Genomic DNA, 23,209 nt, shown 5'->3' with positions numbered 1-23,209 from the left:
GGGAAATCAATCGCTTGTTACGTAACATATGGCTGACAAATGTAAATTCAAGGTCAATTGTGGTAAAAACGCTGTTTTTTTAGATAAATTTAATTATCCTATTGAGCTAAATACATCTAAAGAAGCATAAGAGATGTTGGTCTAAGCGCTTATTGCGCAAATAAGCACCAAAAAACGCTGAATCATCGATATAAAGAAGAACCTCATGAGTAATATCGGCACTAAGTTTGTAATCGCGCAGCGATTTGTTTTCGATCCTAACAGCAACACATTACTTGATCAGGCTGTCAACAATGAAGTGACTCGATTAGGTAGCAATGAAAGTCGAATTTTACTTCTGTTATCAGAAAAACCTAACGAGGTGTTAACTCGTAACGAGTTGCATGAGTTTGTTTGGCGCGAACAAGGTTTCGAAGTCGATGATTCCAGCCTAACTCAAGCGATTTCTACCTTACGCAAAATGCTCAAAGACTCTACAAAGTCCCCTGAGTTTGTGAAAACGGTTCCAAAACGTGGTTATCAGTTGATCTGTTCGGTTGAGCGCATTAACCCGCTCCTGTCAGATTCAGCCAACAACGTGAATGACGCAGCTTCTGAAGCATTAGATCAAGAAGAATTAGAAAACGAAATCAGTACTGACGCGGTTCAAACATCCTCGTCAGAAATTGGTAGAGATGTCGCGCATAATGCTGGCACGTCAACAAAGATGGCCGCGTCGCAAAAAAATTGGCTAATTAAAGGGCTATTCTTGTTAGCCGCACTGCTGCCACTCTGCGTTGTCTTACTCACCAATCCGTCGGAGTCTAAGTTCCGTTTACTGGAAAATGTCAATGGTGTGGAAGTGCTCACTCCACTGAATCATCCACCATTACAAGCTTGGATGCCTTCTATTAGACAGTGTGTTAATAAGTATGCAGAAACGCATACTGGCGATTCTTCTCCAGTAAAAGTGATCGCGACAGGTGGCCAGGGTAATCAGTTAATCCTCAATTACATCCACACACTTCCACATTCAAACGAGAACGTGACGCTGAGAATTTTCTCAGAGCAAAACGATCTTGGCTCTATCTGTAAATAAAAGAGGTGCACAATGAAACTTCGAATTGCTTCTGTTGTTTTGGCTGCATCGGCTGTGTTTAGTGGGTGGCTTTATTGGGGTAGCGACCTCAAAGTTGAGCAGGTTTTGACTTCCAAAGAGTGGCAGTCCTACATGGTGACTGTCATCACGGATGATCTGCAAAATGAAGGTTCCGTCGGACCCCTGCGCAGAGTTACCTTAACGTCGAACGTTAAGTATCTACCCAATAGCAATTACGTGCGCGTTTCGGCGTTGAAGCTTTACTCAAATGAGTCCTCTCAAGAGGTGGTGATCAACATTTCTGAATCAGGCACTTGGGACGTCAGCGACAATTATCTGCTGGTGACGGCAAAAGAGTTTAAAGACATCTCTTCTTCCCAATCAAAAGATTTCAGTGATGCTCAACTCAAACTCATCACGAAAGTGTTCAAAATGGATGCACAACAAAGCCGTCGCATCGATATCGTTAATGACCAAACATTATTGCTGACCAGCCTGAACCACGGCTCATCAGTACTGTTTTCTAACTGATGAGCGTTTAGTCATCAAATAAGGGAGCGGGATGCTCCCTTTGGCGTATATATGGATTGGATTTCAACACTGTTTCTCTTCTTCGGCTCTCTGATTGCCAACACACTCGCCTCTCTTGCTGGCGGAGGTGCAGGGTTGCTGCAATTTCCCCTGCTCATTTTTCTTGGCTTGCCTTTTGGTGTGGCACTGGCAACTCACAAACTGGCCAGTGTGGCTCTCGGTCTTGGTGCCGCATATACGCATTTAAAATCGGGGAAAATCAAACTTACCACCGCTTTCTATCTGATTCTGACTGGCAGTATTGGCGTGATTATTGGGGCAAATATCGTTTTGCTGATCCCAAGTAACATCGCGGAATTTATGCTCGGGATAATGATATTACTGCTTGGCGTTTACTCACGATTCAAAAAACAACTCGGCCAAGAAGAAAAACCTCGAAACAGGGATCTTTCTGGCTGGTTGCTGGGTGGTGTAGGGCTACTATTGATCGGCATCATTAACGGTTCTCTCACTGCGGGCTCAGGATTATTAGTGACCTTGTTTTTGGTCCGTTGGTTTGGTTACGATTACAAGCAAGCCGTTGCTCTTACGCTAATATGCGTCGGTTTCTTTTGGAACGGTATTGGTGGTATTGCAGTAGTGCAAGCTGGCGCACCTGTTCATTGGCCTTGGCTACCCATTCTTCTCGCAAGCTCTTTTTTGGGTGGCGCACTTGGCGCATGGATGACGAATCGCTACAGTAATCGAACGGTAAAAATGGCCTTTGAATTGCTGACTTTTGCCGTTGGGCTTAAATTGTTATTTTAAGGATTGACGATGCTCAAAGCGAAAATTGAGATCTATTACTGCCGCCAGTGTAACTGGATGCTTCGCTCGACTTGGTTGAGCCAAGAGTTATTGCATACGTTCAGTGAGGAGATTGCCTCTATTACCCTCTATCCCGATACTGGTGGGCGTTTTGAGATCCACTGCAACGATGAGCTGATTTGGGAGAGAAAGCGAGATGGTGGTTTTCCTGAAGCAAAAGAGCTCAAACAAAGAGTCCGCGATATCATCGCCCCCGAAAGGGATCTTGGTCACGTTGACAAAAAATAAGGCAGTGGTGACTGCCTTATTTGACGTGCTAAATTTTAGCCACCAATTTGGCAGGAGTGTAACAGCTCACCTTGTAATGAAATAACGGACAAGGCGCCATTTTCAAAGAGGCCATAGCTAGCCGGTTGATTTTCCCGAGGAAAAGTCACAGAGCCCGGATTAAAAACGACGATCTCCCCTTGCTGCTCCGCTAGCGCCACATGGCTATGCCCATGCGCCAAAATATCCCCGGCTTTCAACGCAGGTTGTTGTTTGGCATTGTACAGATGACCATGAGTGAGAAAGAGTCGAGCGCCTGATTCAAGCAATACCCAACTGTAATCCATCATCATTGGAAAAGAGAGCAACATCTGATCCACTTCACTATCGCAATTGCCTCTGACCGCGATAATTTGGTTGGCGTACTGATTTAATTTCTCTGCCACTTGAGGTGGATTATAAGACGAAGGAACAGGGTTCCTTGGTCCATGATTGAGTATGTCCCCTAGTAAGATAAGGTGATCCGCTCCTGATTGTTCAAATAACGCCAATGTTTGCTCTGTCGCCTCTAGGCAGCCATGCAAATCCGAAGCAAAAAATAATTTCACAAGCACTTCCCCCTAAAAATACTAGGGTATTCTAACGCTGCAAAGACTATTCGTCATCCCGAGCCATGGCATTGATCACAATATTGTTGTAGCTGACCATACCGATCACTTCACCATTCTCAATCACTGGTGCTCGGCTAATGCCAAAACGCTCAAACAAACGTGCGCAGTATTTTACATTCATATCCGGCGAAACACACAACGCAGGCTTGGTCATGATTTCATAAATATTGGTGCGATTGGGCGAGCGATTTTTTGCCAGCACTTTTTTGGCGATATCGTTCATCAAAACGATACCGAATTCATCATCCTCATGACGCTTATTCACCACCAGCGCTTTCACCTGATGTGCGCGTGCCAGTGTGATCCCTTGGTGCACCGTCGTAAGGCCATCCACCACGACAAAGGTGTTGGCCATTACGTCTCTCACTCGAATTTTATCATGGCTATTCATATTTCATCCTCAACCACTTTGGTCAACTTGGCGACTTGATGCGCCACACCTACGGCATCTTCTATGTCGATTTGAATGGCGATCCCTTGCCCAGATTCGGTATCAAATTCCCCGACTTCACTGATGGTTTCCAATATATGTCGCGATAAGTGCTCCTCAACCACGAACAGTACGACGTCTTTCTGCACTTCCAGCGTGAGGCCAAAAAAAGTGCGTTTTTGATTCAAACCTTGACCGCGAGCGTTGTTAATCACGGTCGCTCCGGTAGCCCCCGCTTCTCGCGCGGCATCCAACACCACATCCGTTTTACTGTCTTCCACGAATGCTAGAATCAATTTAAATCGCATCATCATCCTCCTGTGACGAATAGCGGCGATTGAACCACTGCGTTATTTGCGCGTAGCCCATCACAGATATCATCGGAAAAAGGCTGGCAAAAGCAATTAAGCCAAACCCATCAATTAATGGGCTTCTGCCAGGTACGGTTGAAGCAAGCCCCAGCCCTAGTGCGGCAACCAACGGCACTGTCACGGTCGATGTCGTCACGCCACCGGAATCATAAGCTAGGGGAATAATCATTCTTGGGGCAAAGTAGGTTTGAATGACCACAATGATATAGCCAGCAATGATGTAATAATGAATCGGATCGCCGACCACAATACGATAACTTCCAAGGGCAATCCCAAAAGCGACACCTATAGCAACAGCCACTCTCAAACCCGTAACGCCAATGCTCCCACCAGAAACTTGGTTCGCTTTAATCGCCACCGCAATCAATGACGGCTCCGCGATAGTCGTGCTAAAGCCGATAAAAAACGCAAACAGGTACACCCAGTAGTAATCCACCCATTCTAACTGCTGACCTATGCTGATTCGCACGGCTTGCAGAAACGCAGGCTCCGTCAGTTGTATCGCCATCGTCTCACCCAATGGAAAAAGAGCGAGATCCAAGCCAATCAAAAATAAGGCTAAACCAATGATCACGTAACCAAAGCCAAGCAACACTTTCAATGGATTGGTAATTGGCTTGCGTAAAATGGCAAATTGAAAGCCAAAAATGATCACCGCTATGGGGACAACATCCAATACGGTGGTGGTTAAAGTGTCGGTAAAGCGTTCGAACTCAATCATGCCAACACCATGCCGTAGATCATGACGAACATCATGGGCAATAAGGAGGCAAACGCAATTAAGCCAAAACCATCAATCATCGGGTTTCGCCCCTTAATGGATGAAGCGAGCCCCACCCCCAACGCCGTCACAAGGGGAACAGTGATGGTAGACGTCGTGACGCCTCCCGAATCGTATGCGAGGCCGATAATGGTTTCCGGAGCAAACCCCGTCAGCACCACCACGCCAATGTAGCCACCAATAATCAAATAGTGAATTGGCCAACCTTTTAAGATGCGCAGTACGCCAAGTACTATCGCAGCCCCAACTGACAACGCTACGGTTAAACGCAAGCCGTTGGCATACTCATCCATAGAATCTTCTGTATGGGCAATCATGCCTCCTTCCGCCGCGACTTCTGCCGCTTCATTAGCGACCGCGGTCAAGGCGGGCTCTGCGATCGTCGTACCAAAACCAAGACAAAACGCAAAAACCATCAACCAAAACACACTGCCTTTTCTCGCAAAAGCTTGCGCCATCGATTCGCCAATGGGAAAGAGCCCCATTTCTAAGCCAAAGATAAAAAAGGTCAAACCGAGGATCACAAGAACAAGACCAAAGCCGATGGACAAAATATTGGGTAGTGGCTCTTTGAGTACAACGATTTGAAAGAAAACAATCACCACAACAATGGGCAACAAATCTCTCGCACTTGCCGCAAACGCTTTAAGTAACGCTATGATTGCATTCATCCGCTGTCCTTAGTGTGATTGTCCTTGTTGTAATCATTGCAGAGTTTTTTTCGTCGCGATGTGATTCGTGTGAAAAGCACAGTAATAATTGGTTACATTTTGACAAGAATGTGACCTTACTCAGAAACAAGGGCAAGATGAACCATTGAACTATCATAGGGTTGGCTGCGTACTTATCTGTGCCATATACTAAATGCAGGTATGGAGGCGTGCATGAAAATACTATTGACTGGTGGAACAGGTTTTATCGGTTCGGAACTGCTGAAAACGTTGTCTTCTCATCAGATCCTACTGCTCACTCGTAACATCGAAGCGGCAAAGAAGAATTTGAGTTTTGTAGACTTAGGCAACATTCAATACCTTGATGACCTCTCTTCTCTGCAAGATTTGAACGATATCGATGCCGTGATTAATTTGGCAGGCGAACCTATCGCCGACAAACGCTGGAGTGCAGCACAAAAAAAAGCCATCTGCGACAGTCGATGGCAATTGACCGAAGCTTTGGTCGAGTTGATTCACGCCAGTGCTAAGCCCCCAGCCGTTTTTATCAGTGGATCGGCGGTAGGTTACTATGGTGATCAACAAGCTCATCCATTTGATGAGTGTTTGCACGTTCACAGTGCCGGATTTACTCATACGGTTTGCGCTCATTGGGAGCAAATTGCGAAGCAGGCGCAATCAGACCTGACGCGTGTTTGCTTATTGCGCACTGGCGTGGTTCTGGCTCCTCACGGGGGTGCGCTCAAGAAAATGTTATTGCCCTACCAATTTGGCTTAGGCGGCCCTATTGGCAGTGGCAAGCAATACCTACCTTGGATACACCTGCAAGATATGGTGAGAGCGATTGTTTTTCTGCTCGAAACGCCTCACGCTCAAGGTGAGTACAACGTCTGTGCACCGCATCCGGTTAGCAATAAAGAGTTTAGCCGCGCCTTGGCGAAATCCCTTCATCGCCCTCATTTTCTCTGGACGCCCGAGTGGGTTATGACACTCATGATGGGAGAATCGTCTTGCCTGCTGTTTGATAGCATTCGTGCTAAGCCAAAACGCTTGACCGAACTTGGCTTTACGTTCCACTTTTCTCGAATTGAACCCGCTTTAAATCACTTATTGAAAGCCAAACACTGACTCTCAAGCGTTTAACATCGAATTTATTTAAGGACTAATCATGACCAAATGGGTCTTAATCACAGGCTGCTCGAGTGGTATTGGGTACGTCTGTGCGCACGCACTGCAAAAAAGCGGCTTTGAAGTCATTGCTTCTTGTCGAAACCTCCGTGATGTTGAGCGCTTGCAAAGCGAAGGACTCACGTGCATTCAACTCGATTTAGCCGATAGCAACAGCATTTCTCTTGCCGTTCAACAAGCCCTAGAGATCAGCGACGGGCGACTCTATGGGCTTTTTAACAATGGTGCCTATGGGCAACCTGGTGCACTGGAGGATCTCCCCACCGACGCATTGAGAGCCCAGTTTGAAAGCAACTTTTTTGGTTGGCATCAATTGGTACGTGAAATATTACCGATCATGAGAGAGAACAAGCAGGGACGCATTGTGCAAAATAGCTCCGTGTTAGGATTCGCTGCGATGAAATATCGCGGTGCCTATAACGCCTCTAAATTCGCGATTGAAGGTTGGAGCGACACCCTCAGGCTTGAGCTCGATGGCACGAATATTCACATTGCCATCCTCGAACCGGGCCCAATCGAAACCCGTTTTCGTTACAACGCGCTGCAAGCCTTTTTGCAATGGATTGATATTGAAAACAGCCCTCACAGAGACAGCTATCTGGCGCAAAAAGATCGCCTAGAGAATACCAACTCGAAGAGCAGTTTCGTCTTACCTGCCGAGTCTTGTATTGAGCCAGTGTTGCACGCGCTAACCAGTCAGAAACCGAAAATACGTTACCGAGTGACCACACCAACTAAGCTGTTTGCTGTATTCAAACGGATTTTACCAACGCGCTGGCTGGATGAAATATTAAAAAGAGCGGCGTAATTTATTGCTGATAATGTAATCAATTCGTCACAAATGGATGATAATTTACTCATCACCACAAAATCTCGGTCATTTTCACTGCTAACAAAACGAGCACCTAGTTCATGTCATTAAATCAATTAAACTGGCTAAGTGTGGGTGTGGTGCTGACAATATTTATACTTATTTAGGCACTTTCGCTTGCCACTCGACAAAACGCTGCACTCTGCAGCGTTTTTTGTGCTTGAAAAACCAGGCTCTCTACCCAATATCTTGTTGAGATAAGACTGTCTTGATAAGGATCCCAAAATGCAATCTCCATACATTGTTGATATCAATGAGCAAAATTTTCGTGAAATCATCGAACGCTCAACACAAACACCAATAGTGGTACATTTTTGGGCAAATGCTTATCCTGAGAGCACCGAACATCTTCCTGCTCTCCGCCAACTCGCCCAGCAATATCAAGGCGCGTTTGTCTTAGCGCTGCTCGATTGTGAACAGCAAGGCCCCATCGCCGCACAGTTTGGCGTACAAGTGTTGCCAACCACCGCATTGTTCATCAATGGGCAAGCAGTCGATGGTTTAGGGGGGCCTCATCCGTTGGAAAAAATTCAGGCCATGCTGGATAAACACTTACCGTCACAAGATGAGTTGCTACTGAAAGAGATCAGCGAGCTTATCCAGCAATCTCGCCATACTGAGGCGTTGGAGAAAATCGCGTTGTTGTCTGAGGCCATCGCACAACGAGGTGATGTCAAGTTGGCTCACGCCAATTGCTTATTAGAGCTTCATCAACTCGACTTAGCAGAGCAGCTACTGTCAAACATTCCTTTAGAATATCAGGACAATTACTATAAAGGCTTGATCGCGAAACTCGACCTACAAAGACAGGCCACCAACAGCCCTGAGATCCAAAAATTGGAGCAGCAACACCAAGTGAATCCAGAAGATCACACTATCACCTGTGAGCTAGCGATCCAGTATCAGCAAGTCGGTAGAGAAGAGGAAGCGCTGGCGCTACTCTGGTCACAATTGAAAGTTAATTTAAGCATTGGAGATGGTGAAGTACGGAAAACCTTTATGGACATTCTTTCCGCACTAGGGCAAGGAAATGCCGTAGCCAGTCGCTACCGTCGACAACTCTACTCCATCCTTTACTAAATTAGTTTCAACTTACTTTCAAATCAATTACTTAAGGCTGGCTTAATCCGGCCTTTATTCTGTCAGAAACTAGCGTCAATTCGCATTTATTGCATTGTTTTACTTATCATTCTGCGCAAAAATAAACCAATTGCATATCTTATTTATTCAGAAGGATGGAATTATGCCAATTGACTCGTTAGTCACTATCGCGGTACTCGTTTTTGTTGCGATTACCTTTATTGCCTCAGCAGTAAAAACCGTACCACAAGGACACAACTGGACGGTGGAGCGCTTTGGTCGCTATACCATTACGCTAAAACCAGGCCTCAACCTGATCGTCCCTTTCATCGATCGTATCGGCCACAAAATCAATATGATGGAGCAGGTTCTCGATATCCCTGCTCAAGAAGTTATTTCTAAAGACAACGCCAACGTGGTAATCGATGCCGTCTGTTTTGTTCAAGTCATTGATGCTGCGAAAGCCGCATACGAGGTCAGTGAACTGCAGCACGCGATCCGTAACCTCACCTTGACCAACATGCGTACGGTACTCGGCTCAATGGAGCTGGACGAAATGCTTAGTCAGCGCGATATGATCAACACGAAATTGCTTTCGATCGTCGACCAAGCCACCAACCCTTGGGGCGTTAAAGTCACACGTATCGAAATTAAAGACGTTCAGCCACCAGCGGATCTCACGGCGGCAATGAACGCACAAATGAAAGCCGAGCGTAACAAACGTGCCGAAGTTCTCGAAGCCGAAGGGATTCGCCAAGCACAAATTCTACGCGCAGAAGGTCAAAAGCAATCTGAAATCCTCAAAGCAGAAGGGGAAAAACAAGCTGCCATTTTGCAAGCAGAAGCTCGTGAACGTGCGGCTGAAGCAGAAGCAAAAGCGACAGCCATGGTTTCTGACGCAATCGCCAAAGGTGACATGCAAGCGGTAAATTACTTCATTGCGCAAGGCTATACTGAAGCATTGAAGACCATTGGCCAAGCCGAAAATGGGAAAATCATCATGCTCCCACTTGAGGCTTCTGGTCTAATGGGTTCAATTGCTGGTATTGCTGAGATGTTCAAGCAAAGCGGCGATTCACAAAAATAAGGAGGCGCTGTGATTGAGTTATTAGATGGCATCAATCACTGGCATTGGCTAGCTCTCGGGCTAGCCTTATTGGCAGTGGAACTGTTGGGCACCGCAGGTTACTTTCTTTGGCTTGGTTTGTCGGCTTTACTGGTTGGTCTGTTGCTGTCTCTTATCCCTATGAGTTGGCAACTGCAGTGGAGCGCATTCGCAGTGTTCTCACTCGTGACGACTTGGCTTTGGTGGCGTAAACAGCTTGCAAAAGATCAGCATGATGATTCATCACGCGATCTTAATCAGAAGCAAAAACAACTGGTTGGCCAAGAAATTATTCTAAAAGAGGATATCCATGCCGGCATGAATCGAATCCAAGTGGCAGACTCCACTTGGTCAGCACATTCTGATATTGATATTCCAGCAGGCAGTAAAATTAAAATTATCGCCTTAGATGGAATTGTGTTGAAGGTTGAAGTGAGCGCTTAGTTGTTAATAGCGTGGACAGTTTGAGGCCTTATTTTCCAAGAGAGCCTCTTTCTGTCGTCAACTAGTATTGCTAAAAAATGACAAATACAATTTGTAACTTAACGATCGCTACGCCAACACATCGTACCTTTATCTAGTATCTAGCGAAAACGATAAAAATCCGCCCCTAAGAAGGTGTCCCATCCTCTTTGCCATTCCGCTTTGATCATCGCCTCATTCGCGTACTCACTACATTGTCCCGTATAGCGAATCCCTCTAATACCTTTTTCAAAAGCATGAAAAGGGTCACAGTATTCTTTCTTCCCTTTTTCATACCCCTGCATATATGCATTCTGCTCAAAGGGAACCTTTTCCTTAATCGCACTTAGTGACTCTGACTCTTGTTGATAACCATGAACGCCAAATCGATATCCTTGATTAAACCAAAACTCTTCCGAAGTCATTGGCGTCGAGGATGTACAACCAGCAAGAGCTATGAAACACAGTGCTGCCAAACTATAATTTTTCATGTTGCCTCCTAGAAAAGAAAAAAGCCGAGCACTTAGTGCTCAGCTTATTAGGCAGTTATACTAGGTTCAACTTATTTTACGTTGAAAGGAATAGCTAGAATCAACTTGAAATCAGTCTCATCTTGGAACGCGTTTGCATAACCAGTCCAGTTTGGAGCATCAGAATCATTGAAGTATTGAGTGTAGTGGAATGCTACAGTCGCATCTTTCAATGCACCAGCTTGAATTGCGTAGTTAGCAAACATACTGTACGCGTATTCAGTTAGATCATCGTAGCCTGCAACTGAAGCACCAGTGCCAAGAGCCGCACTTACACCAGCACTAAACCCTGTGCCGCCAATATCAGAAAAGTCACGAGATACAGAACCGAAAACAGCTAGCTCTTCATGATGGTTAAAGTCTGAACGGTTGTTCCACCAAATTTCATACGCACCATTTGAGCCACCGTAACCTGCTGTAGGACGGTATGCAAACCAGTTACCATCTTCGTCTGCAGAAGTATAGGTTGCTTCAGCACGGAAAGAATAAGCACCAGCAGAGAAACTAGACAAGAACGCCAACTGGTAGCCTAGGTCATCATTTGTATATTGGTTTTCATCTTGAACGATATAAAGTTGTGGAGACCAGTAGAAGCCACCATCAGTTGTGCCTTTCACTTTAAAGTGAGCTGTTGTACGCTCATCCAACTTAGAAAGAGCACCGTCTAAGCTAATGCCGTTATCTAAAGTATAACGAGCACCTAGAGAGAACAAAATCTCATCATCGCCATCAACACCTTTGAAAGCGTCAGTTTCTTTGTACCATGGTGCTTTGTATTCATCAGCAACCACGAAACCTAAATCAAGCTTGCCGAATGTACCACCAATTTCACCACCACGGTAAGTACCAGGAGCGAACGACCAGTTTACACCTAAACCGCTTGCAACTGATGGTTGGAAGTAGCCTAGTTTAGCGCGAACATTGTCACCAAACTTAAACTTAGCAGCTGCTGTTGCAAAAGAGACGCCGCCTTTTTCTAGGTTGTTCCAACAACCAGCAGATGCAGGACCATCACAGTCAAGGAAGTTCATTTCATGACCAGCACCAACTGAATCATTCCACATATCCCAAGTGCTATAGATAACGAAATCCGCACCAACGACATCATTGACGTAACCCGAATTAAAACCTAGGTTGATAAACAAGCTGCCGTGGTTCAGGTTTGTCTCTTTCTTAGTATCGTTACCGTTTGCATCAACGTTGCCACGATCACGAGCACGCATCCACATGTTAAAGTTACCGCTGATGGTTGATTCAGCAAAAAACTCAGAAACCTCACCAGCATACTGTGGACCTACTTGGTCCGCAGCTGAAACTGGAGCTGCTGCGATTGCGCCTACCATTGCTGCAGTTATGGCAGATACTTTAAAAAATTTGTCCATGGAAAAACTCCTAAAAATGGATATAGCTGTATTTTTTCATTCTCACCTTTAGTTGGCCGCCGAAGGGAGAAATCATTTCCTACGAAAAAACCTAATTAATCCTAATTTTGGTTTTTTTATTTCCTGCATACACCGTGTGTATCCATGGCTCATAGACTAACTTCGCAGCGTAAAACATCCAATAGGAACTTATTTTTTTTCTAAAAAAATATGAGCAAGACCAAATTTCCTCAAATCAACATGATCTAGATCTTATTTTCCATCCAAACTAGAAGCAATAAACAAAGGCCTTATAAACAATAACTTAAATAAATCAATTTGAACCTCATCGCATTATATGTTTCTACGCAAAGCATTTAGTCAGCACACGATCTGGCTCACGGAATAATTTTTATCGATATTTTCATTCGTTAACCAGTATTTATTTCACATAAAAAAATAACCCTCCAAACGTCAATTTAGAGGGTTTTAGTTTTTATTTTATCTTTTTTAGGTTACAGAAGTGCGAGTAAATCTTGCTCTGTTTGAATTTCCACGCCAAGTTCTTGCGCTTTGGTTAATTTTGAACCCGCCGCTTCACCAGCAAAAACGATATCTGTTTTCTTGGATACACTTCCCGTGACTTTAGCCCCCAATCGTTCCAAAGCCGCTTTTGCATCGCCACGACTGAGCTGTGTCAAGGTTCCGGTTAGTACAACGACTTTGCCTGCTAATGGCTGAGGTATCTCACTACCAAGCTCCTCGACAGCGGGCCAAACAATCCCTTGTTCAATAAGTGCTTGCACCACCCTTTGATTTTTCTCTTCAGCAAAAAATGCCGTGATATGACGAGCGACGACTTCACCGATATCGGGAACTTCGATTAACTGCTCATGCGTTGCAGTTTGTATTGCTTCTAGTGTTTTAAAATGGCGAGCCAAATTTGCCGCGGTTGCCTCGCCCACTTCTCGAATTCCCAAAGAATAAAGAAAACGCGCCAACGTGGTCTCTTTCGCAACGTTAAGGGCGTTGACGATGTTCTGCGCTGACTTTGGTCCCATTCGCTCAAGTACCGTTAAAACGCCTGCAGATAACGTAAACAAATCCGCAGGTGTCTCTACCATTTCTTTGTCTACAAGCTGCTCGATGACCTTGTCACCCAGCCCATCAACATCGAGTGCCTTCCTAGAGACGAAATGTTTCAGCGCCTCTTTTCGCTGTGCTTGACATACCAATCCGCCAGAGCAGCGAGTCACCGCTTCTCCCTCAATACGTTCAACATGTGAGTGACAGACTGGGCAAGAGGTCGGGAAAACGATGTTTTTTTCATCCCCTTTACGTCTATCTTTCACCACAGAAACAATTTGTGGAATCACATCCCCGGCGCGTCGAATCACGACGGTATCACCAACCATCACACCAAGGCGTTCGATTTCATCAGCGTTATGAAGCGTTGCATTACTGACGGTAACACCACCCACAAATACAGGCTCTAATTTTGCGACGGGCGTAATGGCGCCAGTACGTCCGACTTGGAATTCAACATCGTTTAATGTCGTGAGTTCTTCTTGTGCAGGAAACTTATACGCGATAGCCCAACGCGGTGCGCGTGCCACAAAACCTAATTTTTCTTGAATCGCAATGTCGTCAATCTTAATAACGACACCATCAATTTCATATGGCAATGCATCGCGTCGATTTAAAATGTCGGTGTAGAATTCCTTAACGCTTTCCAATCCATTAACCAACTTCGTCTCAGGGCACATAGGTAAGCCCCATTGCTTTAACTGCAAGAAACGCTGGTAATGGCTTGATGACAGTGAGATACCCTCAACGACGCCCACGCTATACGCATAAAACGCCAACGGACGAGTTGCGGTGATCTTCGAATCAAGTTGGCGTAAGCTTCCCGCCGCTGCATTGCGCGGATTGACGAATACTTTTTCGCCTTTCTTGCGAGCGATGTCGTTGAGTTTTTCAAAGCCTGCTTTGGGCATGAAGACTTCACCACGAACTTCGATGCGTGAAGGCCAACCTTCTCCCTGCAATTTCAGTGGCACAGAAGCAATGGTACGCACGTTTTCGGTAATATTTTCGCCAGTGGCACCATCACCTCGTGTCGCGGCCTGAACCAAAACGCCATTTTCATAGAGAAGGCTGACTGCTAAACCATCAAGCTTAGGCTCGCAACAAAATGCATCAATATGAGCACTTGGCATACGATCTTGTGCGCGTTTAAGGAAACTCTCGAGCTCTTCATCGCTAAAGGCATTATCCAACGAAAGCATCGGGATCTCATGTGTCACTTGGCGGAAACTATCAAGAGCGACACCTCCCACTCGCTGACTCGGTGAGTCAACACTCATCCACTCCGGATGCTCCGCTTCAATCGCCATTAACTCACGCATCATGCGGTCATATTCGGCATCCGGAATTTCAGGATTATCTTCAACGTAGTAACGAACTGCGTGATGATGCAGTTGCTGTTTTAATTCTTCTAAATATTGCTGCTTGGATTCAGACATTTTCCAGCCCTTAAATCACGATAAAAAAGGGCTCCTTAGGGAGCCCTGATGGGATAAATGAAGCTTAAGCTTTTGACGCTTTGAACTCAACTATTTGCCTTCTGTAACCCGCCAATCGATCTGGCGTCATAAGATTGCGCTTATCATCAAGCACATTACCACCGAGATCATCCGCGATTTTCTGCGCGGTTTTTAGCATCAAGTTAAAGTTCTGGTCAGCCTCACCATAACAAGGCAAGGTCATAAAGAAAGAGATGCCTTTGGTCGAGAATTCCGCGGGGTCATCATGTTTTAGCGTGCCTGGATGCATCATATTTGCAACACTAAACAGCACTTTACCAGTACCCGACATATCAAGATGTCGATGGAAAATATCCATTTCACCATACACTAGGCCATTTTGTTGCATGCTATCAAACAGCTTGGTACCAACAAAGGGAGAATCACCAGCACAGTGTACATTAAGAACAATGACTTGCAGTTCTGGTTCTACTGTTTGTGACGTTGGCTCATCGGGCTCTACGATGATCTCTTCACCAGAAAACGCGTCAATCTCTTCAGGATGATGAGTGATAGGTTCATCTATTTCCTGATGTTGCTCAACCCAAGCAGGCGCATCCTGCTCAATCGAAGCGGCTGCTTCTGCCTCTGCGACCGTAATATCATCATCAAATTTAGGTTGTGAGAACTTATTCTCTTTATCTTGTCCGCTATGAAGATCATCAATTAATGGATCACCAATAACACCACTCGTAGAAAAGGGCTTCTCGTCTTCAAACGCGGGTTCTTTACGCTCTTTTCGAATAATTTCGTAATCATCTTCAGGGGCAACATACATCTCGCTCTCTTTAGGTTCGCTTTCCCCCAAATCAAGCTTGCTTAATGGTTTATCACCAAATTTTGCCTTCCCTTCTTTTTTACTCGTCCAAAGTCCGTGAAACAGCAGCGCCATGATGGCTAATGCGCCAACCACAATGAGTACGAATCGCAATTCCTGCATTATTTACTCTCATAATCCCAGAGACACACAAGGGTCTGTGAATCTATCAACCTAAAATATCTGGTTACTTTACCAAAGTTATCGAAAGAGTTAGAACAAATTAATGTTAGAAGTTCAAAGATTGGTGTGATTTCTTGCACGCTTTTTTTCTTTCCTCAGTTGGGTACAATGAGTTCATTCATTTCTTAAGCAGAACAATAAGATGAACACAACGTACACAAAGCGTAGCGGATTTGGTTATTTTTTCTATGGATTGGAACTGGCGTTATCACCCGGCGTAAAACGATTCATACTCATGCCACTGCTTGCAAACATCCTCCTAGTTGGAGGAGCACTCTATTATCTATTCTCTAACCTTAATCTCTGGATTGAAGGGTGGATAGGCCAATTGCCCGATTTTCTTTCTTGGCTGAGTTACCTGTTATGGCCGCTATTGGCACTGACGATCATCGCGACCTTCTCTTATTTCTTTAGTACCTTGGCCAATTTCATTGCAGCGCCATTTAATGGCCTCCTTGCGGACAAAGTGGAAGAAAAACTGACAGGGAAAAAAAGTAACAACGAAGGCTTTTCTGATGTTGTTAAAGATGTACCTCGCGTCTTGGCTCGCGAATGGCGAAAACTGCTTTACGTACTCCCTAAAGCAATAGGTTTATTCTTACTGTTACTTATCCCCGCGTTAGGCCAAACCGTCGCGCCTCTTCTGTGGTTTATTTTTACCGCTTGGATGCTAGCAATTCAGTATTGTGACTACCCATTCGACAACCACAAAGTCTCCTTTCATGAGATGAGAAACACTTTGAAACAAAACCAATCTAAAGCCTATACCTTCGGCGCCATGGTATCCCTGTGTACTTCCATCCCTATTCTTAACTTGATCGTGATGCCTGTTGCGGTTTGTGGTGCAACCGCCATGTGGGTCAATGAGTTTAAGCGAGGATAGTTTAAGCACTTGCCACCTTAATGATGGGTGGCAAGTTTTTTCCGTGTAGAAACATCACTCTCATAAGATATAACTATTTAATCCTTTTCCCTTTGAATTATCAGTCATATCCTTCTATTCGTATTCACTAAACGTGTAATGAAGGAACATCACCATGAGCAAAATCTACGAAGACAACTCTCTGACTATTGGCAATACTCCACTGGTTCGTTTGAACAAAGTGAGTAACGGTAAAGTGCTAGCGAAAATCGAAGCTCGCAACCCTAGCTTCAGTGTGAAGTGCCGTATCGGTGCAAACATGATTTGGGAAGCAGAAAAAGAAGGCAAACTGAAACCAGGTGTTGAATTGGTAGAACCAACCAGTGGTAATACTGGTATTGCACTGGCATTTGTTGCAGCCGCTCGTGGTTACAAGCTGACACTGACGATGCCTGAGTCTATGAGTCTAGAGCGCCGTAAACTATTGAAAGCACTTGGTGCAAATCTAGAGCTTACTGAAGCGGCGAAAGGCATGAAAGGCGCAATCGCTAAAGCAGAAGAAATTGTCGCTAGCAACCCTGAAAAATACCTGCTTCTTCAACAATTCAATAACCCAGCAAACCCAGAAATTCACGAAAAGACCACGGGGCCAGAAATCTGGGAAGCAACCGATGGTGCTATCGATGTCTTTGTTGCTGGTGTAGGGACTGGTGGTACCATTACTGGTACTAGCCGTTACATCAAAGGTGAGAAAGGGAAGCAAATTCTTTCCGTTGCCGTTGAACCAACAGAATCCCCTGTAATTTCTCAAGCGCTGGCAGGTGAAGAAATCAAGCCAGCACCACACAAAATCCAAGGTATCGGCGCTGGTTTCATTCCTGGTAACCTCGACTTGTCACTGATTGACCGTGTTGAGAAAGTGACATCGGAAGAAGCCATTGAAATGGCTCGTCGCCTAATGGAAGAAGAAGGTATCTTGGCGGGTATTTCATCAGGAGCTGCAGTAGTGGCAGCAAACCGCCTTGCTGAACTCCCTGAATTCGAAGGAAAAACCATTGTCACCGTACTACCTAGCTCTGGCGAACGTTACCTAAGTACCGCCCTATTTGCAGGCCTCTTTACTGAGAAAGAGAACCAGCAGTAATACGGGTTCAAATCAATTTTTCGTTCAAAAAAGCCCCATTCAGGGGCTTTTTTGTTGATCCTTGCCTCACCTTTGGTAATATCAGGGTGTTTTATTTTTAGCTTCAAAATAAAGAAGCGATAAAGAAAGTTTTTTGACATTTATGCAACAAAGCATAAAGCGTATTACATAAACTTTTGACTCGTATCTGCTTCAACACGCTTGCTCCCCTCGTGCTCTGGCGCGGTTCAAGTAAAGCGGTTAAGCTAAAACGAGTCTTGACTAACAAAAATACATTCAATTGGGGTATATCACATGTACGAGAAGCAAGTAGAAATCACAGCAGAAAACGGCCTTCACACTCGCCCAGCTGCTCAATTCGTAAAAGAAGCTAAAGCTTTTGACGCGGATATCACTGTGACTTCTAATGGCAAAAGCGCAAGCGCTAAGAGTCTGTTCAAACTACAAACTCTAGGTCTTGTAAAAGGCACTGTAGTTACAATCTCTGCTGAAGGCCCACAAGCACAGCAAGCAGTTGATCACCTAGTTGCTCTAATGGATCAACTACACTAATCAATGTATCCCTCAAAGCCATTTAGCTCACACTAAATGGCTTTGTTCAAAGTACAACCGATTAGTCAGCTACAATTTTTCGTTAGCGATTTAGTCACACATTCCCGTTTACGTTTGACCAACTTAAGGTAAGGCTATGATTTCAGGCATCCTGGCATCTCCTGGTATTGCAATTGGTAAAGCACTACTACTTCAAGAAGATGAAATTGTCCTAAACACTAACACTATCACCGAAGCTCAAGTAGAAGCTGAAGTTCAGCGTTTCTACGACGCGCGCAGCAAATCTTCTGCACAGCTAGAAACAATCAAGCAGAAAGCGCTAGAAACTTTCGGTGAAGAGAAGGAAGCGATCTTCGAAGGTCACATCATGCTTCTTGAAGATGAAGAGCTAGAGGAAGAAATCCTAGCACTCATCAAAAAAGAGAAGATGACTGCAGACAACGCGATTTACACTGTTATCGAAGAGCAAGCAACCGCTCTAGAATCTCTTGATGATGAATACCTGAAGGAACGCGCAACGGATATCCGTGATATCGGTTCTCGTTTTGTCAAAAATGCTCTTGGTATCAACATTGTTTCGCTAAGTGATATCAACGAACAAGTTATCTTGGTGGCTTACGACCTCACTCCATCTGAAACTGCGCAAATCAACCTAGATTACGTTCTTGGTTTCGCTTGTGACATCGGTGGTCGTACATCTCATACTTCAATCATGGCTCGCTCACTTGAGCTTCCTGCGATTGTTGGTACAAACGACATCACAAAGAAAGTTAAGAATGGCGACATGCTGATTCTTGACGCAATGAACAACAAAATTATCGTTAACCCTTCTGAAGCTCAGATTGAAGAAGCGAAAGCTGTGAAAGCTTCGTTCCTAGCAGAGAAAGAAGAGTTGGCGAAGCTGAAAGACCTACACGCAGAAACACTAGATGGTCACCGCGTAGAAGTATGCGGCAACATCGGTACAGTAAAAGACTGTGATGGCATCATCCGTAACGGTGGTGAAGGTGTTGGTCTCTACCGTACTGAATTCCTCTTCATGGATCGCGACGCGCTACCAACAGAAGAAGAACAGTACCAAGCATATAAAGAAGTTGCAGAAGCAATGGAAGGTCAAGCTGTCATTATCCGTACAATGGATATCGGTGGTGATAAAGATCTACCATACATGGATCTTCCAAAAGAGATGAACCCATTCCTAGGCTGGCGTGCAGTTCGCATCAGCTTAGATCGTCGCGAAATTCTTCGTGACCAGCTACGTGGTATCCTACGTGCTTCAGCACACGGTAAACTACGTATCATGTTCCCAATGATCATCTCTGTTGAAGAAATTCGCGCGCTGAAAGAAGCGATCGAAGAGTACAAAGCAGAACTTCGCGCAGAAGGTCTTGCATTCGACGAAAACATCGAAATCGGTGTGATGGTTGAAACGCCAGCAGCCGCCGCTGTTGCTCACCATTTGGCGAAGGAAGTTTCTTTCTTCTCTATCGGTACTAACGACTTAACTCAGTACACACTCGCCGTAGACCGTGGTAACGAGATGATTTCTCATCTTTACAACCCACTGTCACCAGCTGTACTAACGGTTATCAAGCAAGTGATCGATGCTTCTCACGCAGAAGGTAAATGGACTGGTATGTGTGGTGAGCTAGCAGGTGATGAGCGTGCTACCCTTCTACTATTGGGTATGGGTCTAGATGAATTCTCTATGAGCGGCATTTCTATTCCTAAAGTGAAGAAAGTGATCCGCAATGCAAACTTCGCAGCAGTGAAAGCAATGGCAGAAGAAGCGCTATCATTGCCAACAGCGGCTGAAATCGAAGCTTGTGTAGAAAAGTTCATCGCAGAGCACTCTAAGTAATCTGCTGACCAATTTTCGAGCCTATATAATATGTTAGGCGGCTAAAAAAAGTCGTCTAACTGCTCGGATTGGTATACTATAATTCGACAGAATAAAACTAAACCTTAGGAGCATGACACAATGGGTCTGTTTGACAAACTTAAGAAGCTTGTATCTGATGACAGCGCTAGCGCCGGTGCAATCGAAATTATCGCACCTTTGTCTGGTGAGATCGTGAACATCGAAGATGTGCCAGATGTTGTTTTTGCTGAGAAGATCGTTGGTGACGGTATTGCTATCAAACCAACAGGCAACAAAATGGTAGCTCCTGTAAACGGTACTATCGGTAAGATCTTTGAAACTAACCACGCATTCTCTATCGAGTCTGATGATGGTGTTGAACTGTTTGTTCACTTCGGTATCGACACAGTTGAACTAAAAGGCGAAGGTTTCACTCGTATCGCTGAAGAAGGTCAAACTGTTAAAGCAGGCGACACTGTAATTGAATTCGACCTTGCTCTTCTTGAAGAGAAAGCGAAGTCAACACTAACTCCAGTTGTTATCTCTAACATGGACGAAATCAAAGAGTTGAACAAGCTTTCTGGTTCTGTTGTTGTTGGTGAAACACCAGTTCTACGCGTAACTAAGTAATTACTACTTAGTTAACAGAAAAACGCTGCCATTGGCAGCGTTTTTTGTTTTTGTGAGCAACCTAAGATAGCAACCCAATTGCACTGCCTGGGGCTTGCTTGGCTTGAGCCAGCAAAGCAGAGGTAGCCTGTTGCAATACCTGAGACTTCACTAAAGCGGTCGATGCTTTCGCAAAATCGGTATCCCATATTCGCCCTTTTGATTCAGTGACATTGCGATTGATACTTTGCAAATTGTCCATCGTCCCCTCTACCCGATTTTGAAAACTGCCGATTTCACTTCGGTGAGAATCCAGATATTGAATTGCAGTATCCACAACAGCAATTGCCAATTGAGCACCACCCACACTACTGATATCGAGTTCATCGAGCGTCACTTGTCCTTGCGGCTCAAAGTCTAGCTCTCCCTCCAAGCTTCCTGAGATATTTAAACCATCAGGAGCGTGACGATTAGCGACATAAAACTGCAATCGCCGATCATCCGTCACCGAGGACTCCACAACATTTTGCTGTGAATTGATATACGTAGCGACCTCTTCAAGACTGTCTCCAGGTTTAAGCGAGATCTTAATGGATTGATCATCCCCTTCGCTATCTCGAAAAGTAAAGCTAAGTTGCCTTGATTCCTTGTCAACTTGCCAATCATCATCCACTGATTCTGATGCTAGGTAATGATACCCGCCCATCTCAGGAACGTGAGTCCGCATGTTTTTGAGTTGCAAAGAAATGGAATTAGAATTTGCCCCAAGATGAAAACTTTTTGAACCATAACTTCCATCAAACAGATTTTTACCCGCAAATGTGGTTGTCCTGGCTATTCTTTCCACTTCATCTTTCAATACCACCACTTCCAACTGCAAACTTTGCCGATCATCATCGGAGTTCGACCCGTTTGCGGCTTGAAGAGAAAGAGATCGCAATCTCTGCAGTATTTCACTGCCCTCTTCCAACGCCCCTTCCGCTGTTTCTGCAACGGCATAAGCACTATGAGCGTTAGTTAATGCCACATCCAAACCACGAGTTTGGACATGAAGCGTATTCGCTATCTGCATTCCAGCGGCATCATCGCTGGCACTATTAATTCGAAATCCGGAACTTAGATTTTTTTGGGTTTCAGCTACCTGACTTGCCGCTGTGCTCAGATGCCTCTGAGCGACCATCGCAGACACGTTGGTATTGAGTGAAACCATTTAATCGATATCCCTCTCCTGTTTCAATTCCGTTCATTCGGCAATAACGAGAAAACCGTCAACCTATGCCGAGAACATCTTGCGTCGAGGATATTAAACAAAGAGCCAGGTAAGACTACCTGGCTCCTGCTTACCGAAATTAACCGCTGCTGCTCAGAGATTAGCCTAGTAGACTTAGCGCTGAGTTTGGCGCCTGTTTCGCTTGCGCAAGAATTGAACTTGACGCTTGCGATAGAATTTGAGTCTTGGTCAACTGAGTCGTTTCTTTCGCGAAGTCGGTATCCTTGATTCGGCTCTTCGACGCGTTCACGTTCTCGTTGATGTTGTCCAAGTTGCTGATTGCATGGTTGAAACGGTTCTGGAATGCACCCAACTCGGCACGGTGGCTGTCTACGTATTTCAGTGCCGCATCCACAATCGCTACCGACTCTTGCGCACCTTGTACGGTTGTTACGTCAATCGTATCTACCGTGACGTTTTTGCCTTCGCCTAGGCCAAGTTCACCTGCAAGGCTACCTGAGAAACCAATTTCACCTTGAACTTTGTTGTTACCAGCAAAGATCTGTAGCTTGCCGCCTTCACCCACTGACGCTTTTACAAGGTCAGTTTGACCGTTGATGTACGTCGCTAGCTCTTCGATGTCATCACCCGCTTTCGCGTTGATTTCGATCTCTTGCTCGTTACCAAAGCTGTCTGTCAGTGCAATCGTCAAGTCGTTGTCGCCTGCGGCCACATTCCAGTTCTTGTCTTTGCCTTCTTCAGCTTGGTAGCTCACGCCACCCATCATCACGTTGTCAGAGCGCATGTCTTTCAGTGACAGCATGACCGCTTCACCGTTATCCGCACCAATTTGCATTGCTTTCGTGCCGTAAGTACCGTTTAGCAGCTTGTTACCACCAAAAGACGTGGTTTCTGCAATACGGTTTAGCTCGTCGTTCAATGCGGTGATCTCTTCTTGAATCGCCACGCGCTCTGATTTTGAGTTTGAGCCGTTTGCTGATTGTAGAGATAGGTCACGCATACGTTGTAGGATGTTGGTGGTCTCGTTCATCGCACCTTCTGCGGTTTGTGCGATTGAGATACCGTCGTTGGCGTTACGTACCGCAACGTCTAGACCGCGACTTTGTACGTTCAAGCGGTTAGAGATTTGCAGACCTGCTGCATCATCTTTTGCACTGTTGA

At 45.1% G+C, this 23,209-nt stretch carries 25 protein-coding genes; 14 read left to right on the top strand and 11 right to left on the bottom strand.

Translation table 11 applies throughout. The features are described from left to right. Window positions 1-205 precede the first annotated feature (205 nt). The 4 genes from CIK04_RS10825 to CIK04_RS10810 are packed head-to-tail and all read left to right on the top strand — an operon-like array spanning window position 206 to window position 2,704. Window positions 206-1,078, top strand: coding sequence for a transcriptional regulator (locus tag CIK04_RS10825; protein WP_097353511.1), 873 nt, complete (start codon window positions 206-208; stop codon window positions 1,076-1,078). Between the two features lie 12 nt (window positions 1,079-1,090). After that, entirely contained in the window at window positions 1,091-1,609 is a 519-nt protein-coding gene (locus tag CIK04_RS10820; protein ID WP_097353512.1) for a regulatory protein ToxS, read from the top strand. Between the two features lie 51 nt (window positions 1,610-1,660). Next, window positions 1,661-2,416, top strand: coding sequence for a sulfite exporter TauE/SafE family protein (locus tag CIK04_RS10815; RefSeq protein ID WP_038939405.1), 756 nt, complete (start codon window positions 1,661-1,663; stop codon window positions 2,414-2,416). A 9-nt stretch (window positions 2,417-2,425) separates the two neighbouring features. After that, window positions 2,426-2,704, top strand: coding sequence for a SelT/SelW/SelH family protein (locus tag CIK04_RS10810; RefSeq protein ID WP_011078308.1), 279 nt, complete (start codon window positions 2,426-2,428; stop codon window positions 2,702-2,704). Window positions 2,705-2,739: 35 nt separating this feature from the next. Here the strand turns inward: CIK04_RS10810 and yfcE are convergent, their stop codons facing one another. Genes yfcE through CIK04_RS10785 form a run of 5 tightly spaced genes read right to left on the bottom strand, consistent with a single transcriptional unit; the run spans window position 2,740 to window position 5,607 of the window. Beyond that, window positions 2,740-3,291 (bottom strand): phosphodiesterase, encoded by a 552-nt coding sequence (gene yfcE / locus CIK04_RS10805; RefSeq protein WP_176463319.1) that lies wholly within the window; start codon window positions 3,289-3,291, stop codon window positions 2,740-2,742. A 46-nt stretch (window positions 3,292-3,337) separates the two neighbouring features. Continuing rightward, window positions 3,338-3,745: a CBS domain-containing protein gene (locus tag CIK04_RS10800; RefSeq protein ID WP_011078310.1), complete on the bottom strand. Its 408-nt coding sequence runs from the start codon at window positions 3,743-3,745 to the stop codon at window positions 3,338-3,340. Then, on the bottom strand, window positions 3,742-4,092 hold the full coding sequence (locus CIK04_RS10795; RefSeq protein ID WP_013572243.1) for a P-II family nitrogen regulator: 351 nt from the start codon (window positions 4,090-4,092) through the stop codon (window positions 3,742-3,744). The genes CIK04_RS10800 and CIK04_RS10795 overlap by 4 nt, the downstream gene beginning before the upstream one ends. Then, on the bottom strand, window positions 4,082-4,876 hold the full coding sequence (locus CIK04_RS10790) for a DUF1538 domain-containing protein (protein ID WP_017421043.1): 795 nt from the start codon (window positions 4,874-4,876) through the stop codon (window positions 4,082-4,084). Before CIK04_RS10790 ends, CIK04_RS10795 begins: the two co-directional genes overlap by 11 nt. Then, entirely contained in the window at window positions 4,873-5,607 is a 735-nt protein-coding gene (locus tag CIK04_RS10785; RefSeq protein WP_097353514.1) for a DUF1538 domain-containing protein, read from the bottom strand. Before CIK04_RS10785 ends, CIK04_RS10790 begins: the two co-directional genes overlap by 4 nt. A gap of 213 nt (window positions 5,608-5,820) precedes the next feature. On the opposite strand from CIK04_RS10785, the gene CIK04_RS10780 reads away from it, so the two are divergent. From CIK04_RS10780 to CIK04_RS10755, 5 genes are all read left to right on the top strand, one after another. After that, a complete protein-coding gene (locus tag CIK04_RS10780; protein WP_176463318.1) occupies window positions 5,821-6,735 on the top strand; it encodes a TIGR01777 family oxidoreductase in 915 nt (304 codons plus the stop codon). A 40-nt stretch (window positions 6,736-6,775) separates the two neighbouring features. Further along, window positions 6,776-7,603 carry an SDR family oxidoreductase gene (locus tag CIK04_RS10775; RefSeq protein WP_128824611.1) on the top strand — a complete coding sequence of 276 codons (828 nt, stop codon included), beginning with the start codon at window positions 6,776-6,778 and terminating at the stop codon, window positions 7,601-7,603. Between the two features lie 288 nt (window positions 7,604-7,891). Continuing rightward, window positions 7,892-8,746: a co-chaperone YbbN gene (locus CIK04_RS10765; protein WP_058667531.1), complete on the top strand. Its 855-nt coding sequence runs from the start codon at window positions 7,892-7,894 to the stop codon at window positions 8,744-8,746. 163 nt (window positions 8,747-8,909) lie between these two features. Next, window positions 8,910-9,833 carry an SPFH domain-containing protein gene (locus tag CIK04_RS10760; protein WP_026050466.1) on the top strand — a complete coding sequence of 308 codons (924 nt, stop codon included), beginning with the start codon at window positions 8,910-8,912 and terminating at the stop codon, window positions 9,831-9,833. A 9-nt stretch (window positions 9,834-9,842) separates the two neighbouring features. Continuing rightward, window positions 9,843-10,295 carry an NfeD family protein gene (locus CIK04_RS10755; protein WP_097353516.1) on the top strand — a complete coding sequence of 151 codons (453 nt, stop codon included), beginning with the start codon at window positions 9,843-9,845 and terminating at the stop codon, window positions 10,293-10,295. Between the two features lie 140 nt (window positions 10,296-10,435). Here the strand turns inward: CIK04_RS10755 and CIK04_RS10750 are convergent, their stop codons facing one another. The 4 genes from CIK04_RS10750 to zipA form a co-directional block, all read right to left on the bottom strand. Continuing rightward, complete coding sequence (locus CIK04_RS10750) at window positions 10,436-10,804, bottom strand: DUF2799 domain-containing protein (RefSeq protein WP_017421048.1); 369 nt, start codon at window positions 10,802-10,804, stop codon at window positions 10,436-10,438. A gap of 71 nt (window positions 10,805-10,875) precedes the next feature. Beyond that, window positions 10,876-12,225, bottom strand: a complete 1,350-nt coding sequence (locus CIK04_RS10745; RefSeq protein WP_017421049.1) for a hypothetical protein — start codon at window positions 12,223-12,225, stop codon at window positions 10,876-10,878. 494 nt (window positions 12,226-12,719) lie between these two features. Beyond that, window positions 12,720-14,729 carry an NAD-dependent DNA ligase LigA gene (ligA, locus tag CIK04_RS10740; protein ID WP_097353517.1) on the bottom strand — a complete coding sequence of 670 codons (2,010 nt, stop codon included), beginning with the start codon at window positions 14,727-14,729 and terminating at the stop codon, window positions 12,720-12,722. Between the two features lie 64 nt (window positions 14,730-14,793). Next, on the bottom strand, window positions 14,794-15,729 hold the full coding sequence (zipA, locus tag CIK04_RS10735) for a cell division protein ZipA (protein ID WP_053542997.1): 936 nt from the start codon (window positions 15,727-15,729) through the stop codon (window positions 14,794-14,796). Window positions 15,730-15,931: 202 nt separating this feature from the next. On the opposite strand from zipA, the gene cysZ reads away from it, so the two are divergent. From cysZ to crr, 5 genes are all read left to right on the top strand, one after another. Beyond that, complete coding sequence (gene cysZ, locus CIK04_RS10730; protein ID WP_097353518.1) at window positions 15,932-16,672, top strand: sulfate transporter CysZ; 741 nt, start codon at window positions 15,932-15,934, stop codon at window positions 16,670-16,672. Window positions 16,673-16,826: 154 nt separating this feature from the next. Then, window positions 16,827-17,795 (top strand): cysteine synthase A, encoded by a 969-nt coding sequence (gene cysK, locus CIK04_RS10725; protein WP_097353519.1) that lies wholly within the window; start codon window positions 16,827-16,829, stop codon window positions 17,793-17,795. Between the two features lie 294 nt (window positions 17,796-18,089). After that, window positions 18,090-18,347 (top strand): HPr family phosphocarrier protein, encoded by a 258-nt coding sequence (locus CIK04_RS10720; protein ID WP_011078325.1) that lies wholly within the window; start codon window positions 18,090-18,092, stop codon window positions 18,345-18,347. A gap of 136 nt (window positions 18,348-18,483) precedes the next feature. Continuing rightward, window positions 18,484-20,208 carry a phosphoenolpyruvate-protein phosphotransferase PtsI gene (gene ptsI, locus CIK04_RS10715; RefSeq protein ID WP_011149754.1) on the top strand — a complete coding sequence of 575 codons (1,725 nt, stop codon included), beginning with the start codon at window positions 18,484-18,486 and terminating at the stop codon, window positions 20,206-20,208. A 120-nt stretch (window positions 20,209-20,328) separates the two neighbouring features. Beyond that, window positions 20,329-20,838 (top strand): PTS glucose transporter subunit IIA, encoded by a 510-nt coding sequence (gene crr, locus CIK04_RS10710; protein ID WP_011078327.1) that lies wholly within the window; start codon window positions 20,329-20,331, stop codon window positions 20,836-20,838. A gap of 61 nt (window positions 20,839-20,899) precedes the next feature. On the opposite strand, the gene CIK04_RS10705 is transcribed toward crr, so the two are convergent. Together CIK04_RS10705 and CIK04_RS10700 are read right to left on the bottom strand one after the other, a co-directional pair. Continuing rightward, window positions 20,900-22,027: a flagellin gene (locus CIK04_RS10705; protein WP_017421053.1), complete on the bottom strand. Its 1,128-nt coding sequence runs from the start codon at window positions 22,025-22,027 to the stop codon at window positions 20,900-20,902. A gap of 160 nt (window positions 22,028-22,187) precedes the next feature. Continuing rightward, window positions 22,188-23,209: flagellin (locus CIK04_RS10700; RefSeq protein ID WP_142994989.1), on the bottom strand; the 1,022-nt coding region annotated here is incomplete at its 5' end.

The sequence above is a fragment of the Vibrio sp. 03_296 genome, from assembly GCF_002265885.1.
Note: the sequence above shows the minus strand (reverse complement) of the source record. Positions and strands in the feature narration are given on the sequence as shown.

Excerpts from the sequence above, each read along its gene's own strand:
- CIK04_RS10790 (WP_017421043.1), bottom strand. The coding sequence starts at position 4,876 with ATGATTGAGTTCGAACGCTTTACCGACACTTTAACCACCACCGTATTG.
- crr (WP_011078327.1), top strand. The coding sequence starts at position 20,329 with ATGGGTCTGTTTGACAAACTTAAGAAGCTTGTATCTGATGACAGCGCT.
- CIK04_RS10765 (WP_058667531.1), top strand. The coding sequence starts at position 7,892 with ATGCAATCTCCATACATTGTTGATATCAATGAGCAAAATTTTCGTGAA.
- CIK04_RS10825 (WP_097353511.1), top strand. The coding sequence starts at position 206 with ATGAGTAATATCGGCACTAAGTTTGTAATCGCGCAGCGATTTGTTTTC.
- cysZ (WP_097353518.1), top strand. The coding sequence starts at position 15,932 with ATGAACACAACGTACACAAAGCGTAGCGGATTTGGTTATTTTTTCTAT.
- CIK04_RS10780 (WP_176463318.1), top strand. The coding sequence starts at position 5,821 with ATGAAAATACTATTGACTGGTGGAACAGGTTTTATCGGTTCGGAACTG.
- CIK04_RS10795 (WP_013572243.1), bottom strand. The coding sequence starts at position 4,092 with ATGCGATTTAAATTGATTCTAGCATTCGTGGAAGACAGTAAAACGGAT.
- CIK04_RS10720 (WP_011078325.1), top strand. The coding sequence starts at position 18,090 with ATGTACGAGAAGCAAGTAGAAATCACAGCAGAAAACGGCCTTCACACT.
- CIK04_RS10820 (WP_097353512.1), top strand. The coding sequence starts at position 1,091 with ATGAAACTTCGAATTGCTTCTGTTGTTTTGGCTGCATCGGCTGTGTTT.
- CIK04_RS10775 (WP_128824611.1), top strand. The coding sequence starts at position 6,776 with ATGACCAAATGGGTCTTAATCACAGGCTGCTCGAGTGGTATTGGGTAC.
- ligA (WP_097353517.1), bottom strand. The coding sequence starts at position 14,729 with ATGTCTGAATCCAAGCAGCAATATTTAGAAGAATTAAAACAGCAACTG.
- CIK04_RS10750 (WP_017421048.1), bottom strand. The coding sequence starts at position 10,804 with ATGAAAAATTATAGTTTGGCAGCACTGTGTTTCATAGCTCTTGCTGGT.
- CIK04_RS10785 (WP_097353514.1), bottom strand. The coding sequence starts at position 5,607 with ATGAATGCAATCATAGCGTTACTTAAAGCGTTTGCGGCAAGTGCGAGA.
- CIK04_RS10815 (WP_038939405.1), top strand. The coding sequence starts at position 1,661 with ATGGATTGGATTTCAACACTGTTTCTCTTCTTCGGCTCTCTGATTGCC.
- ptsI (WP_011149754.1), top strand. The coding sequence starts at position 18,484 with ATGATTTCAGGCATCCTGGCATCTCCTGGTATTGCAATTGGTAAAGCA.
- CIK04_RS10800 (WP_011078310.1), bottom strand. The coding sequence starts at position 3,745 with ATGAATAGCCATGATAAAATTCGAGTGAGAGACGTAATGGCCAACACC.
- CIK04_RS10745 (WP_017421049.1), bottom strand. The coding sequence starts at position 12,225 with ATGGACAAATTTTTTAAAGTATCTGCCATAACTGCAGCAATGGTAGGC.
- zipA (WP_053542997.1), bottom strand. The coding sequence starts at position 15,729 with ATGCAGGAATTGCGATTCGTACTCATTGTGGTTGGCGCATTAGCCATC.
- CIK04_RS10810 (WP_011078308.1), top strand. The coding sequence starts at position 2,426 with ATGCTCAAAGCGAAAATTGAGATCTATTACTGCCGCCAGTGTAACTGG.
- CIK04_RS10705 (WP_017421053.1), bottom strand. The coding sequence starts at position 22,027 with ATGGTTTCACTCAATACCAACGTGTCTGCGATGGTCGCTCAGAGGCAT.
- CIK04_RS10760 (WP_026050466.1), top strand. The coding sequence starts at position 8,910 with ATGCCAATTGACTCGTTAGTCACTATCGCGGTACTCGTTTTTGTTGCG.
- cysK (WP_097353519.1), top strand. The coding sequence starts at position 16,827 with ATGAGCAAAATCTACGAAGACAACTCTCTGACTATTGGCAATACTCCA.